The 14,853-nt window shown below is 58.9% G+C and carries 11 protein-coding genes; 8 read left to right on the plus strand and 3 right to left on the minus strand.

Translation table 11 applies throughout. From position 1 onward, the window contains the following. Window positions 1–25 precede the first annotated feature (25 nt). Entirely contained in the window at window positions 26–1,285 is a 1,260-nt protein-coding gene (locus CYB_RS00115; protein WP_011431699.1) for an ABC transporter substrate-binding protein, read from the plus strand. A 3-nt stretch (window positions 1,286–1,288) separates the two neighbouring features. Here the strand turns inward: CYB_RS00115 and CYB_RS00120 are convergent, their stop codons facing one another. From CYB_RS00120 to CYB_RS00130, 3 genes are all read right to left on the minus strand, one after another. Next, entirely contained in the window at window positions 1,289–4,297 is a 3,009-nt protein-coding gene (locus CYB_RS00120) for a sensor histidine kinase (RefSeq protein WP_011431700.1), read from the minus strand. An 18-nt stretch (window positions 4,298–4,315) separates the two neighbouring features. Further along, window positions 4,316–4,957 carry an ABC transporter permease gene (locus CYB_RS00125; protein WP_011431701.1) on the minus strand — a complete coding sequence of 214 codons (642 nt, stop codon included), beginning with the start codon at window positions 4,955–4,957 and terminating at the stop codon, window positions 4,316–4,318. A gap of 225 nt (window positions 4,958–5,182) precedes the next feature. After that, window positions 5,183–5,974 (minus strand): hypothetical protein, encoded by a 792-nt coding sequence (locus CYB_RS00130; RefSeq protein ID WP_011431702.1) that lies wholly within the window; start codon window positions 5,972–5,974, stop codon window positions 5,183–5,185. Window positions 5,975–6,188: 214 nt separating this feature from the next. On the opposite strand from CYB_RS00130, the gene CYB_RS00135 reads away from it, so the two are divergent. The 7 genes from CYB_RS00135 to CYB_RS00160 all read left to right on the plus strand — a co-directional run bounded on the left by CYB_RS00135 (window position 6,189) and on the right by CYB_RS00160 (window position 14,843). Beyond that, the gene (locus tag CYB_RS00135) at window positions 6,189–6,674 is read left to right on the plus strand and encodes an ureidoglycolate lyase (RefSeq protein ID WP_011431703.1); all 486 of its coding nucleotides are present in this window, start codon (window positions 6,189–6,191) and stop codon (window positions 6,672–6,674) included. A gap of 573 nt (window positions 6,675–7,247) precedes the next feature. Continuing rightward, on the plus strand, window positions 7,248–7,394 hold the full coding sequence (locus tag CYB_RS15075) for a hypothetical protein (RefSeq protein ID WP_187147246.1): 147 nt from the start codon (window positions 7,248–7,250) through the stop codon (window positions 7,392–7,394). 16 nt (window positions 7,395–7,410) lie between these two features. Continuing rightward, window positions 7,411–8,550: a CAP domain-containing protein gene (locus CYB_RS00140; RefSeq protein WP_071818131.1), complete on the plus strand. Its 1,140-nt coding sequence runs from the start codon at window positions 7,411–7,413 to the stop codon at window positions 8,548–8,550. A gap of 192 nt (window positions 8,551–8,742) precedes the next feature. Next, window positions 8,743–10,290, plus strand: coding sequence for a ferredoxin--nitrite reductase (locus CYB_RS00145; protein WP_011431706.1), 1,548 nt, complete (start codon window positions 8,743–8,745; stop codon window positions 10,288–10,290). 61 nt (window positions 10,291–10,351) lie between these two features. After that, the gene (locus CYB_RS00150) at window positions 10,352–11,674 is read left to right on the plus strand and encodes a CmpA/NrtA family ABC transporter substrate-binding protein (protein WP_011431707.1); all 1,323 of its coding nucleotides are present in this window, start codon (window positions 10,352–10,354) and stop codon (window positions 11,672–11,674) included. A gap of 145 nt (window positions 11,675–11,819) precedes the next feature. Next, on the plus strand, window positions 11,820–12,779 hold the full coding sequence (ntrB, locus tag CYB_RS00155; RefSeq protein ID WP_011431708.1) for a nitrate ABC transporter permease: 960 nt from the start codon (window positions 11,820–11,822) through the stop codon (window positions 12,777–12,779). A 72-nt stretch (window positions 12,780–12,851) separates the two neighbouring features. After that, window positions 12,852–14,843: a nitrate ABC transporter ATP-binding protein gene (locus CYB_RS00160; protein ID WP_011431709.1), complete on the plus strand. Its 1,992-nt coding sequence runs from the start codon at window positions 12,852–12,854 to the stop codon at window positions 14,841–14,843. Window positions 14,844–14,853 lie beyond the last annotated feature (10 nt).

Below are 14,853 nucleotides of genomic sequence, written 5' to 3' on the forward strand. Positions count from 1 at the left end.
GTTTGATGGGGATGGTGGCAAGGCTATGCAACCCAAAAGCGTTTTCTGGAAGCGGCGGCAGGTGTTGGCTGGTCTGGGATCCCTGGGGGCTTGGGCGTTGAGTCAAGGCTCTCCGTTTGCCCAGAACACCTCCCAGAACATGGTGGATCTGGGATCCTTGAGCTGGGCGGATATTCTGGAGCGGGCGCGGGGCAGCTCTGTCAACTGGGCCATGTGGAGCGGCAGCGAGGCCATCAATGGCTTCGTGGATGGCTGGGTGAGAAGCCAGTTGCAGGAGCGTTATGGCATTCGCTTGAACCGGATCCCGCTCACGGATACCGTTGAAGCAGTCAACAAGGTGATTGGGGAGGTACAGGCCGGGCTGCGCAGCGGCGGCAGCATCGATCTCATCTGGATCAATGGCAACAACTTCCGCACCCTCAAGCAGGGGAATTTGCTCTACGGCCCCTTTGCTGAGAAATTGCCCAGCTTGACCTTCTATGATCCCGCCGATATTGCAACGGATTTTGGCCTGCCCACCGAGGGCTATTCTGCACCCTACACCGGCAACTACTTTTTAATGGCCTATGATGCCGAACGGGTACCCAATCCCCCCCAGAGCCACGCCGAACTGTTGGCTTGGGCAGAGGCCAATCCAGGGCGATTTACCTACGTGGCCCCGCCGGATTTTCATGGCAGCCGCTTTTTGTTGAGCGCCTTCTACGGCGTGACCGGGGGCTATGCTCAATACAGCGGGCCGGACTTCGATGCCGATCTCTGGGCGCGACAATCCCCTGCCCTGGTGGAATACCTGAGAAAGCTGGATCCCTTCCTGTGGAGACAGGGCCAAACCTACCCGCCCACCTTTGCCCGCCTGGCGGAGCTTTTTGCCAACGGCGAAGTGTGGCTCATCCCCACCTTTATCGATCAGGTGATCTTGCGCAAGGGCAACGGCCAATTTCCCCCCAGCACCACCCCCTATGGGATCCCGGGCACCAGCTTGATCGATCCCTCGTTCACGGCCATTCCCATCAATGCGGCCAATCCTTGGGGGGCAATGGTCCTGGCAGAGGTCTTGGCCAGCCCGGAGGGGCAGCTGGAAAAGTTCAAGCCGGAGGTCTGGGGGGATCTGCCGCTCATCGATGTCAGCCGGTTGTCTGCCGACTACCAAACAGCTTTTGCCCAGCTGGAGGCTGCTGCCGGGATCCCCATTCAAGAGGCCATTGCCGGGGCAGTGCCCATCGTGAACTCCGAATACACGGTGCAACTGGAGGCCCTCTGGCAGCAACAAGTCTTGCCGGGATAGGGGTCAGGTATGCCCCTCACCCCCAGCCTCTTTCCAAAAGGGGAGGTCTTCTGACATTGGGGGTGGGCCGGGCAATGGCGGAGCAGGATCCTCACCTTGGGGCAACCAAACTTGGAAATGCGTCCATCCATCCGAGCTGTTGACGGAGATATTCCCCCCCATATGCTCCACCAGTTGCTTCACCAAAGCCAGCCCCAGGCCGGTGCCGCCGTGCTTCCAGCGATCCGATTGCGGGATCCGGTAAAACTTTTCAAAGATGCGGGGCAGCTCTGCTGTTGGGATCTCGCTGCTGTTGCTGCAGACGAAGAGGATCCCCTCTCCTTCTGAGACAGCCCGCAGGTGGATGGATCCCTCGGGGGCCGTGTACTTGATGGCGTTGTGCAGCAGCTCGCGCAGAATGCGCCCCAAGCAGGTGGGGTCGGCCCAAAGCGAGGGGATCCCTGCCTCCAGGTGCAGTTGCAGGTGTTGATGTTTGGCTTGGGCCAAAGGCTGAGCCCCGGCCAGCAAATCTTGTAAATACCGCGGCAGAAAAATATTCTCTGGTTGCAGCAGATACGTCCCGGCTCCCAGCCGTCGCATATCCAGCAGGTCGTTGATGAGCTCGATTTGCCGGTTGCACTCTTTCAGGGCAATGGTGAAGTAGTGCCGCTGTTTCTCGGGGTTATCGCGGGTCATTTGCAGCATTTGCAAGGCCATGCGCACATTGGTCATGGGGGTGCGCAGCTCGTGCGAGACGGTGCTGAGGAAATCATCCTTCAGCAAATTCAGCCGCTCCAATTCCTTCACCTGCGCTTGGGCTGCTTGGTACAGACGGGCTTGGCGAATGGCCAGGGCACACAAGTTGGCCACCTGATAGGCCAGTTGAATCTCGTCTTCGGAAAACTCTTGCTCCGGCAGCCGCTCCAACAGCAAAGCTCCCAGCCGCTTCTCTTTGTCCCAAAGGGTGCAGACCAGCAGCCGCACCCAGCGTCCTTCCTTCCGACAACAGCAGTGGATTTTCCATTTCTGCTGTGAGGAAGAATGGGACTGCAGCAGGCGCAAGAACTCCGGGTCGCTGGCGTAGTCTGGCCCATGCAAGGGATCCGCCCCGCCATCTTGAGCCACGTCAGAAGAGAGAGAGGGGGAGTAGCAGTAGCCAGGGATCCAGGTTGACCCATCTTCTAAAAGCAGCAGGACTTGGCAGCAGGTTAGGCCTAGTGCCTCGGCAAGGGCTCTGACCACTTCTTCAAGAATTTCCCCCTCGTTTAGGCTGACCACCATCCGGCTGCTGATGGCGCGCAGCACCCCCTCAAAATGCAAGGCCTGCTGCAGCTTGGCCGTGCGCAGCTCCACCTGGGCTTCCAGCTCCCGGTTGAGGGCTTGCAACTGTTGTTCTGCCCGCTTTTGCTCGGTGATCTCCCGCCCCACCGACAGGATCTCCACCAAGCGGCCTTGGCTGTCGAAAATGCCCCGATCCACCCAGCTAATCCAGCGGGACTGGCCGTTTTCTCCGGGATACTCCCGCTCGCTGCAGTAGAAAGGATGCTCAGGCGTGAGAGCAGCAAAAGCTTGCAACACCTTAGCCTGCTCTTCTTCCGGCAGCCGATCCCGCCAAGGTTGGCCCACCACCTCCTCTGCCCGCCGACCGAAGAAGCGCAAATAGGCAGGATTGACATAGGTGATGCAGGTATCGGGCCGAAAGCGACAAATGAGCTCCGTCTGCTGTTCCACCACGGCGCGGTATTCTTGCTGCTGCTGCCAGAGACGATCCAGCAGGGCCTGCTGAGCTGCTGCCGCCTGCTGCCAGGCTTTGGTTAGCGTCTGCACCTCCTGGATGGGGCCGGGATCCAAAGGAGGCCAGGGCTGGAAACCGCTGTGTATAAATTGCTCGGCTACTTGGGTGAGGCGGCGCAGGGGACGCAAGAGGGCTTCGCCGAGGAGGATCCCTGTCCCCAGCATGCTCAGCAATAGCCCACCCCCCAGCAGCGCAGCCTGTTGGGCGCTCCGACGGACTTCGGCCAGAAGGGTTGCCTCTGGGATCCCATGCACAAAATAAAAGCCCAGCCTCCCTTCACTCTGAACGGACTCCACCTCCACCCAGTAAGGGATCCCTCCGACCTTGAGGCGCAGCGAATCTTGGGAAGAGGCCGTCCCCCAGGAGCCCACCTGCTCTTGCACGGCCACCAGCAGCGGGTGGGGAGCAGGCCCCGCCGTACTGGCCACCACTTGCCCCTCTTCGTCCAGCAGAAAGCTCACCCCCACAGCAGAGCTGCCTTGTACTCGTTCCAGAAAAGCCTGAAGCTGCTGAATGGACAGGGAAGCCAATAAGCTGCCGTAAACCCGCCCCCCCGAGTCGGTCAGGGATAGGGACGTCAGGATCAGCCGCTCTGGATCCTGGGCAGGAAGCTCCGCAAAAAATCGGGTTACCACCCAAGTGTCGCGGATCCCTTCCGACTGCAGGAGCTGGGGAAACCAGAACAACCGCCTCAAATCCACAAAGCCTAACTGCCTCCTCAGGCCAGTGGGATCCCCTGTCTCTGGATCCCGTTGGCAGCCCTGGACGGATCCTGGCAGCAGGCTGGGGGTGTGGTAAGTCCAAATCGACCCATCGGCGTGACGGCGGGCGGTAACAAATCCCCCCTGAGCAGAGACAAAGCCGATATAGCTGAGCTCAGGAAATGGCTGCAACTGGCGGGCAAAGTGAGCTTCCAGCACCTCTAGATCGGCTGGGCTGGGGGTCGTCAAATCGGGCAGCAGCCCCCCCCTCACTGCCCCTTGATTGAGGGCATTGATCTGAAGGGGAATTTGCAAATATCTGGCGAGGTGCTCTTCGGTGCGGTCGGTAACTTCCCGCCTCAGTTGCTCCGTCAAGCGCAGCGCCAGGTGTCGCCCGCCCTGCCAGGAGAGATAGGCCACTCCCCCCACTCCCCCTGCTACTGAGAGCACTAGGGGCAGCAGCAACGCCACCCGCAAAGGAATGGAGCGGAAAGGCCAACGGGATCGCACTTCAGAAGAACCAGAGAAAAACAGCATGGGATCCCTCACAGAACCTCAGGCTTGGGGAGGTTCCAAAGCCCGCTGCAGAGTGCCAAGGCCGATCTCGGCCGCAATAGCCAGAAGGGCCACTGGAACCGCCCCCACCAGCAAGATGGCGTTGTCGTAGAGGGCAAACCCTAGGGTAATGAAAGTACCCAGCCCTCCTGCGCCGATAAACGCTGCCAGAGTAGCACTGGCAATCACCTCAATGGTAGCCGTTTTAACACCGGCCAAGATCACCGGCAAGGCCAAAGGGATCTCCACGTGCCGCAGTACCTGGCCAGGAGTCATGCCCATGCTCAGGGCAGCTTCCCGTAGGGCCGGCTCAAGGCTGCGGAAGGCCACATCCGTGCTGATCAGAATGGGGGGCAAAGCCAGGAGGGTTAGCGCGACGACTGCCGAACGGAAGCTGAGGCCGAAATAGGGGATGGCCAAAAACAAAATGGCCAAACTGGGGATCACCCGCAGGCTGCTGAACGCATTGATCACCACCAGAGAAAGCATCTGGGAGCGGGAGCTGAAAAAGCCCAGCGGCAAACCCAACAGCAGCCCCATTCCCAAAGGCACCGCCACCAGTTGCAGGTGTTGGACGAAAGCTTGAAACAGCATGTCGCTGTGGTTCTGGGCGTAGGCCAGGGAGCGGGCCAAAAGGCTCATCAAAGGTGCGCAGATGACCGAGGGATCCAAGACAAGCCCCAGTGTAGCGCCGGCAGGCGATCTTGACAGTGCGGAATAGTGCAGAGCGGGGATTTAGCACCAATCAGGGAGATGGGGTCACTCCAATTTCGGTCTCCGACCTGCTAACGCGGTGCAATCAACCTCAACTTTCTCCCAAGGATTAGAACCCACAGCGCCGCCTGCCGACAAAAATAACCATCTGTTTCACTGCCCATCTGAGTTGCCATCTCTATCCTGCTGATCTTTCTCAATCTTGTCTGGATCCCTGTTTGGGGGGTGGTTGGCTTCTCGCTCTTGCAAACGGCGGATTTGGGAGCGCACCTGCAGAGCAATCTGTAAAGCAGCCTCCAGGATTCGCCCCTGTTCGCTGGCCTGCTCGCTCACCTGCAGAGCTGTCAAAGCTGCCAAGTTATCGCCGAAGAACTCGCTCTGCTGCTCGATCAGGTCTTCGTTTTGCCGCAAGATCCGTTCGGTTTTCAAGGCGCGAATGAGATCGGCCCGGGTCAGCTTCAGGGCTTCGATCACCTCAGCCCTCTGGGCCAGCTTCACCTCGGGGTTGCCCGCTTCCACCAACTGGTCGTTGACGTGGATGGCCTGGATGATTCGGTTGTAGCGATCCACTTCCCCCAGCAAGTTCAACAGCAGCGGCATGCGACGGCTGCGGAAAATCCAATAGGCTTGGCCCAGAGCGGCAATAGCCGCCAGGATCCCCCATTCCACCAGCCAAGTGCCCCAAGTGGCCTGTAGGCCAGGGATCCAAATCCGCCCCACCAGGGTAAGTAGGGATCCCCCTGTCCAGAAGGTCAAGAAACGCAAGAACAAGTCCAGCGTCACCAGCAAGCGTAGGAGATCCCAGAAAGCGGAGAACTGGCGCAGACGGTCTTTAAAACGACGAACGGGCCGAGGCCGATACAACCAAGCCACCGGCACTTGAGAGAGGCTTTGAACTTGAGCTGGGGAGATGATCAGCTCTTGTAAGTCCCGCTGCATCGCCATTTGCTCTGCTGAGGCTGGGAAGTTTTCCCATTGTACTTGCGACCTTGAGCAGCTTGGGCTTGCTCAGGGATCCCTTCCAGAAGGGAAGCTGCCTGGCCAAGTCTCGATAGAATGGGGTTCGCTGGGCTGTTTGCGTCTTCACGCCCTCGTGCTCACGTTGTAGGGCAACAGTGAGACACAAGACAGCTCGTCAAACGCAAAGGAGAAGAGCAGGGTGACCAGCCAATTGCGCCAACTGAAGGCCCATCTCGCTGAACCGGAAAACTTTGCCCCCTACGGACAGGTCATTTGCCCCACTCCCGATCACAAACCCTTCGACAGTCAAGATGCTCAGTTGTTCTTGAATCAAGGGCAGCCCCGCTTTTACATCATGCGCTTGCCTCGCCGCGGCCTCAAGTTTACTCAGATCACCCACCACATCCGCTGCACCCAGTGCCTGGGATCCCTCAATGGCAAGGAGTGGTTTATTGGTGTTGCACCCCCTGCCGATGAGCTGCACGTGGATCAGATTCAAGCCTTTCGGGTGCCTGGGGATCGCTTTATCAAACTGGAGATGGGTACCTGGCATGCCGGCCCCTATTTTGACCACGAAGAGTTCATCGATTTCTACAACTTGGAGCTGGCCGACACCAACATCACCGATCACGAAACCATAAACTTACTCCAAACCTACAACCTGGAGTTCCAGATCACCCCCTGACAAGCTTTTGGGGATCCCTTATCAATCGGGCAAAAAGCAGCATTGATCACAGCAATCTTTCGCTTGAGCGCAAGAAGAGCATGCCTCTAACCCCCAAAACCCTGAACTTTGCTGAATTTACTGAGCTTTAGGCGGTTTGGCAAAAGTCATTGAGAGGGATATAGTAGACCAAGTTTCCCCCTGATCCTTGAGTCCACCGCAACGGTTGCCGGGAAGTGAAGGGGGAAAGCGCTCGGGGGGTATTCCTCAGGGCTTTGCGGGATACCGCCTTCCTGTTTGGACTCCGTCCCGCTGACGCGAACAGAGATAGGCAGGATGCGATCGCTTCTTTCCTGAACCATGTTCAGGAGAGTTCAGCGTGAATGTATCAGTTGTGGGGATCCGTACTCCACTATGGGTGGAGAGAAAAAGTGGGCTTGGATCCCAGTCCTAGTGGATGTAGCCGACTTGGGTGAGCGTTCCTTGACTTGGGCTTAAGTTATACCCTTGTCGCCATGGATCTTGGTGCTGTAACCCACCTGGCCAGGTGATAGAACAGGATCAAACCCAGCAGCATTTGGGAGGTTTGTTGTCATGGCTACGTTGCAACCCAAAGTGACCCACCAGCTTTTGGCGGCCTTAGCCCTGTTTGCCTGTCTGGGCTTGTTGCCTGCTTGTGGCGAGAGCAGCAGCAGCACCGTCAGCCCCCCCAGCATCACCCCCACCCCCACCGGCTCATAATTCGGCTGGTTTTTGCATGCCCTTGCAGCGGTTGCCCAAGTTGGTTCAGCTTTGGGCTTTGAGGATCGTGGGGATCTTTTGTCTTTGTCTGCTGGCGGCCTGTGGAGGATCCCCTACCTCGATGGAGCCACCGCGGGCAGGGGAAGTGCCGATTGCCAGCTTCCTGTGCCGGTTGGATCGCCAGACCCGCAGCTTCACGGGGCCTATTTACGCCGAACAGCCCCAGGTTGCCACCTGCAACCCCGGTCGCCTTACGCCTGCAGCAGCCCAAAAGATGATGGATCGGCTGAATTTTCTACGGCTGTTGCACCAGTTACCGCCGGTGAAGCTCAATCCTCAGTTCCTAGAAGCCGCCCAGCAAGCGGCCTTGATGCAGGTAGCCAATGGTACTCTCAGCCACCAGCCGCCCCCTTCTTGGCGCTGCTTTACCCCTGCTGGGGAGGCGGGATCCCGCTTCAGCAACCTGGCGGTTGGGCCCATCCTAGAGCTGAACGGCCCCGATCCAGGCCGGGTGTTGGCGCGGCAGGTGGACATCTATTTTGCCGAGCCAGGTCGAGAAAACTTTGTGGATGTGGGGCATCGCCGCTGGAACCTGTATCCTCAGTACGCCCAGGGGGCCTACGGCATTGTCTTTGACCCACGGGCTGGACGGGTGACCCAGGCCAACGCCAACTGGATCTTCGGTTTTGACGAGTCGGTGCCAGATCCAGAGTTCATCGCCTTCCCGGAGAAAGACGGCTACCTCTACCGCCTAGAAGGGTTTTCCGGCCAGCCCCTGTCTGCCTACCGCTGGTCTTTCTCGGTGCCCAGCCGTGGCGGCAAGGCTGATCTCAGCCAAGCCCAAGTCCGCATCACCGATGCCCTCAGCGGCGAGCCGGTGCCTGTTGGAGATCTCCGCGTGGGGGATCCCGCCTTTGGCCTGGAAACTTTGACCTACTCCGTGGGTTCGATCCAGCCCAATCGCAACTACACCTTTGAAATTAGCGGCATTCGCCTCAACGGTGGCCCCCCCCGCAGTTACCGCTACACCACCGCTCTCTACGACTGCGATCCCCAAACTTCCCAACGGCCCGCACCCCTCACCGAAGGGCTGGGGATCCCGCCCCGTCTGCTCTGGCAGAGGGAGCCTTTCAACTCTTTCAACCCTCTCAACTAGCTTTTCCTCACCCCCAGCCCCTTTCCCAAAGGGGAGAGAGGAGTCTGCTGCTCCTGGAAGCTTGACTTTATGCATAAAGCGCAATTCGAGAATGACAAAACTGCATAACCTGTTACAGAGTGTAACTGCCAATACCAAAGTTAACAGTTCGTCATCGCTAGAGTAGCCAGTGTTCACCCCACAGCAGCGATCATGGCGAACCAATTTGAACGCCTCAAAAGCGAAAAGGATGGGCTGGCGGTCAAGGCCGAGCTGGAGGCGTTTGCCCGGATGGGTTGGGAGAACATTCCTGAAGACGACCGGGATCACCGCCTCAAGTGGCTGGGGATCTTCTTTCGCAAGCGCACCCCAGGTCAGTTCATGCTGCGGCTGCGCCTGCCCAATGGGATCCTAACCAGCGGCCAAATGCGGATGTTGGGCGCAATCATCCACCCCTATGGAGAACAGGGCGTAGCCGACATCACCACCCGGCAGAACCTGCAACTGCGGGGCATCCCCATCGAGGAAATGCCCCAGATCCTGGGCTACCTGAAAGAGGTAGGCCTGACCAGCATCCAGTCGGGCATGGACAACGTGCGCAACATCACGGGATCCCCTCTGGCCGGTATTGACCCGGACGAGCTGATCGATGTGCGCGGTCTCACCCGCAAGGTGCAGGACATGATCACCAACAACGGCGAGGGCAACCCTTCCTTCAGCAACCTGCCGCGCAAGTTCAACATCGCCATCTGCGGTTGTCGCGACAACTCCGTGCATGCGGAGATCAACGACCTGGCCTTTGTGCCCGCCTTCAAAAATGGCCGCCTGGGCTTCAACGTCCTGGTGGGCGGCTTTTTCTCGGCTCGCCGCTGCGCCGAGGCAATTGGCCTAGATGTCTGGGTGGATCCCCGCGATGTGGTTCCTCTGTGCGAGGCGGTGCTGCTGGTCTACCGGGATCACGGCCTGCGGGCCAACCGGCAAAAGGCGCGGTTGATGTGGCTCATTGACGAGTGGGGCCTAGAGAAGTTCCGGGCGGCTGTGGAGCGCCAGACTGGCCACCCTCTGCTCAGGGCAGCGGAAAAAGATGAGGTGGTCTGGCACAAGCGGGATCTGCTGGGGGTGCATGCCCAGAAGCAGCCGGGCCTCAACTTTGTCGGCCTGCACGTGCCTGTGGGGCGGCTCAACGCCCTGGAGATGATGGAGCTGGCCCGCTTGGCGGAGGTGTACGGCTCCGGGGAGCTGCGGCTGACGGTGGAGCAGAACGTGCTCATCCCCAATGTGCCCGACTCCCGAGTGGCCCCGCTCCTCAAAGAGCCGCTCTTGAAGAAGTTCTCCCCCAACCCAGGGCCCTTGCAGCGGGGGTTGGTGTCCTGTACGGGCAACCAGTTCTGCAACTTTGCCCTTATCGAGACCAAAAACCGGGCTGTGGCCTTGATGGAGGAGCTGGAGGCGGAGCTGGAGATCCCCCAAACGGTGCGCATCCACTGGACGGGCTGCCCCAACTCCTGCGGCCAACCCCAAGTAGCCGATATCGGCCTTATGGGCACCACTGCTCGCAAGGACGGCAGGGTGGTGGAGGCCGTGGACATCTACATGGGGGGAGAGGTGGGCAAAGACGCCAAGCTGGGCGAATGCGTGCGCAAAGGGATCCCTTGCGAAGACCTCAAGCCGGTCTTGGTGGAGTTGCTCAGGGAGCACTTTGGGGCCAGGCCGCGTCAGCATCCGTCCGCCGCCCAGGCTTCTGTTTTGGTAACCCGCTAGCGGTTCTGTTGCCGTCCTGAAAGTTTTTCTTTCTTCGTCGTTGTAAATCTTGGAGGTTTCGATGTCTAAGCTGTTCAGCACTTCCTCTCCCGTCTCCCGTCGGCAATTTTTGGCCGGGGTGGCTGCTCTCACGGCTGGGGCGGCCACGGCTGGGATCCCGCGCGCCCAATCGCAATCCTTGGGCAAAGGCTACTGGGTGGCGCAGGCCGATACTCCCGAAACCACCAGCGCCAAGCTGGGGTTCATCGCTCTAACCGACGCGGCCCCCCTGATCATCGCCAAAGAGAAGGGGTTTTTCGACAAGTACGGCATGAAAGATGTGGAGGTGGTCAAGCAGGCCTCTTGGGGCACCACCCGCGACAACTTGGTGCTGGGATCCGCCGCCGGCGGCATCGATGGGGCACACATCCTCACCCCCATGCCCTACCTCATCACCACCGGCAAAGTTACCGATGGCAAGCCGGTGCCTATGTACATTTTGGCCCGTCTCAATCTGGACGGTCAGGGCATTAGCATTTCCAACCAATATCGGGATTTGCAAATCGGCCTGGATAGTTCCCCCCTCAAGGCCAAGTTTGCCGAGGTCCGAGCTGCCGGCGGGGATCCCAAATGTGCAATGACCTTCCCTGGTGGCACCCACGACGTGTGGATGCGCTACTGGCTGGCCGCAGGCGGGATCGATCCCACTAGCGACGTCTCCATCATTGTGGTGCCGCCGCCGCAGATGGTGGCCAATATGAAATCCAGAACCATGGAAGCCTTCTGTGTGGGCGAGCCTTGGAATGCCCAGCTGGTGAACCAAAAAGAGGGGTATAGTGCCCTCACCACCGGCGAGCTGTGGAACGGCCACCCGGAAAAGGCCTTTGCCCTGCGGGCCGACTGGGTGGATGCGCACCCGAAAGCCACCCTTGCCCTGTTGAAAGCGGTGCTGGAAGCCCAGATCTGGTGCGACCAGATGGAAAACAAAGAGGAGATGTGTCGCATCATCGGCGACCGCCGCTGGCTGGGGGTTCCCGTGACCGATATCTTGGGCCGTTCTCGGGGCACTTTTGACTACGGCACCGGCAAGGTCGTTGAAAACAGCCCCCACCTGATGAAGTTCTGGCAGAACTACGCTTCCTACCCCTTCAAGAGCCACGATCTCTGGTTCTTGACCGAAAACATTCGCTGGGGTTACCTACCTGCCGACACCGATACCAAAGCCTTGGTGGAGCGGGTGAATCGGGAAGAACTCTGGCGGGAAGCTGCCAAAGCCATTGGCCAGGAGGCGGCCATTCCCCCCAGCCCTTCCCGAGGAGTGGAAACCTTCTTCGACGGGGTGCAGTTCGATCCCGAAAATCCTGCCGCCTACCTGGAGAAATTGGCGATTAAGAAGCTGGCCTAATTTCCCAACTTTCCCCAGCAAGTTAGCTGCAAACCCTCTGTCCAGGAGAGAAGGGATCCCCGAATCCCCACAAAGAGTGTTCAACTGAAACCCCTTCTCTCTTGGGATCCTCTTAAGTTGACTTCAACCTTACTCCCAGCAAGCCATGAGGATTTTCCACTCTGCCCTACAGTTGGGCTACCACCTCTTTCGGATCCTGCTTCCCCTACTGGTTGGCCTAGGCCACTGGCTGCTGAAAACCGGCCAAGGTTCTGTTCTTCAGTCCAGTACCGGAATCGGTTCCCCCGCCAGTTCTGCACCTTCTTCTGCTTGGCGGCAAAGAGTCCAAATCCACAAAGCGCTGCGTCGCATTCTGTTGCCCGCTACGGCCATTTTGCTCGTCCTGATTCTCTGGCAAATCATTTACAGCCGCCCCGGAGCCAACTTGCCCACCCCTCTCCAGGTTTGGCAGGACACCTGGGATCCCCTCATTAAAGATCCCTTTTTTGACTATGGCGGCAATGCCAAAGGGCTGTTCTGGCAAATTTGGGCCAGCTTGCGGCGGGTGTTCATTGGGTTTGCCCTGGCCGGCTTGGTGGGGGTTGTGGGCGGCATGATCATCGGGGTCAATCGCTGGCTGTACGAGGCTTTGGATCCCATTTTTCAGGTGCTGCGCACGGTGCCGCCTTTGGCCTGGCTGCCGATTTCTTTGGCTGCCTTTCGAGATGCCAACCCTTCCGCCATTTTCGTAATCTTCATTACGGCCCTCTGGCCCATTTTGATCAACACCGTTGTCGGCGTACAGCAGATCCCACAGGACTACCGCAACGTGGCCAGAATTGTGCGCATGTCCGGCTGGAAGTACTTTTTCAAAATCGTTTTCCCGGCAACTGTGCCCTATATTTTTACCGGCTTGCGCATTGGGGTGGGCTTGTCTTGGCTGGCCATTGTGGCAGCGGAAATGTTGATTGGCGGTGTGGGCATCGGGTTCTTCATCTGGGATGCCTGGAATAGCTCCCGCATCAGCGAAATCATTCTGGCTTTGATCTATGTCGGGATGGTGGGTCTTCTGCTGGATCGGATCACGGCTTGGATTGGCTCGCTGGTGGTGGCTGAGGATCGCTAAATGAGCTTGGCCGAGTTTTAGATTGGTTGCTGACAATTTCTCCATGCTCTCAGAAATCATCTCAGGGGAATCATGAAGACTCAGCCTTACATTGAAGTGGATCATGTCGACAAGGAATTTCTCCTCGACAACGGAGAGGTCTATCCTGTCCTGAAAGACATCCACCTGGAGATCCAAAAGGGGGAATTTGTCTCGTTGATCGGCCACTCCGGCTGTGGCAAATCGACCCTGCTCAACATCATCGCCGGCCTGGAAAAGCCTTCCCGCGGAGGCATTCTCCTGGAGGGCCGACAGGTTACAGATCCCGGCCCAGATCGCATGGTGGTGTTTCAGAACTATTCCCTGCTGCCCTGGCTGACCGTGCGGGAGAACGTTGCCCTGGCTGTGGACGAGGTGCTGGGATCCCTTCCCAAAGCAGAGCGAAGCCGGATTGTGGAAGAGCACATCCGCCAGGTGGGGTTGCAGGGGGCAGCCGACAAGCGACCGGCCCATCTGTCAGGAGGGATGAAACAGCGGGTAGCCATTGCCCGGGCTTTGGCCATCCGTCCGCGGGTGCTGCTGTTGGATGAGCCCTTTGGCGCTCTGGATGCCTTGACGCGCGGCAACCTGCAGGAGCAACTGATGGAGATTGCCCAGGCGGAGCAGCTCACCTGTGTCATGGTTACCCACGATGTGGATGAGGCGCTGCTGCTTTCGGATCGGGTGGTAATGATGACCAATGGCCCGGAGGCCCGCATTGGCCAGATTTTGCGGATCCCTTTTCCTCGACCCCGCCATCGTTTGGAAGTGGTGCGTCACCCCGACTACTACAGCCTGCGGGGAGAGATGATCTACTTTCTCAACCAGCAAAAGCGGGCTCGCCAAAAAACGCCTGTTCGCGTGGCCATTGCCAAACACGGCCTGGAGAAGGTCAATTTGGAGATTGGCTTTGTGCCCCTCAACGACTGCGCGCCTCTGGTGGTGGCGCAGGAAAAAGGCCTGTTTCAAAAGCATGGCCTGGAGCAGGTCACCCTGGTGCGGGAGCCAGGCTGGAAGACCATCTGGGAAGGGATCCGCTCCGGTCGGCTGGATGCGGCCATGGTGGTGGCCGGGATCCCGTTGGCTTCCACCTTGGGAGTAGGGGGAGTTCCGGTGCCTTTGGTAACCGCCTTAACCCTCTCCCGTGGCGGCAACGCCATTACCTTTGGGCGCAGACTTTTGGAGCGAGGCGTTCAAAGCCTGGCGGATTTTCGCCAATACCTCAACCACACCCCCGACACAGTCCACACCCTGGGAGTGGTTCATCCGGCTTCCATGCAAAACTTCCTGTTGCGGCACTGGCTGGCCGGTGGGGGGGTGGATCCGGATCGGGACGTTACGTTGACGGTGATCCCACCCCCGCAGATGGTGGCCCACCTCAAGGCCGGCAACATCGATGGCTACTGCGTGGGCGAGCCCTGGAACTCCCGCGCCGTGCGGGAACAGTTGGGATTTATCGTCACCACCACTCTCGAAATCTTGCCCAGCCACATTGAAAAAGTGCTGACAGTGCGCCAGGATTGGGCGCAAAACTACCCCCGTACCCATGTAGCTCTGGTCAAGGCACTACTGGAGGCTTGTCACTACTGCGATCAGCCGCAGCACCGTTCTGAGATCTTGGAGTGGCTGGCTCAGCCCCAGTATGTGGGCGTGGCCCTGGAGGATCTGCAGCCGGGGTGGACGGGTATTCTGCAGCGGGGAATTGCCGATGAATCCCAAGCCCTCACCGGTTTTCACCAGTTTGCCAACGGGCGCAACACCTGTCCGGAAAGATTGGAACACCTCTGGATCCTGACGCAGATGGCTCGCTGGGGACTCTGCGCTTTTCCCCGCAATTGGGTTTCGGTTCTCGACCAAGTTCTGGACAGCGAAACCTACGCCCTAGCCGCCAGAGAACTGGGCCTTCCGGATCGGGCCCACGACCGCGGAGCTTTACTCTTTGGCGATGGATCCCGCTTTGACGGAGAGGATCCCGTTGCTTACCTGGAGTCGGTGGCCATCCGGCAGGATCTGAAGCTGCAGGAGTACCAGCTCAGCGAAGTTTAGCTTTTGTTAC

Source organism: Synechococcus sp. JA-2-3B'a(2-13) (assembly GCF_000013225.1).
In the GTDB taxonomy this organism is placed as follows: domain Bacteria; phylum Cyanobacteriota; class Cyanobacteriia; order Thermostichales; family Thermostichaceae; genus Thermostichus.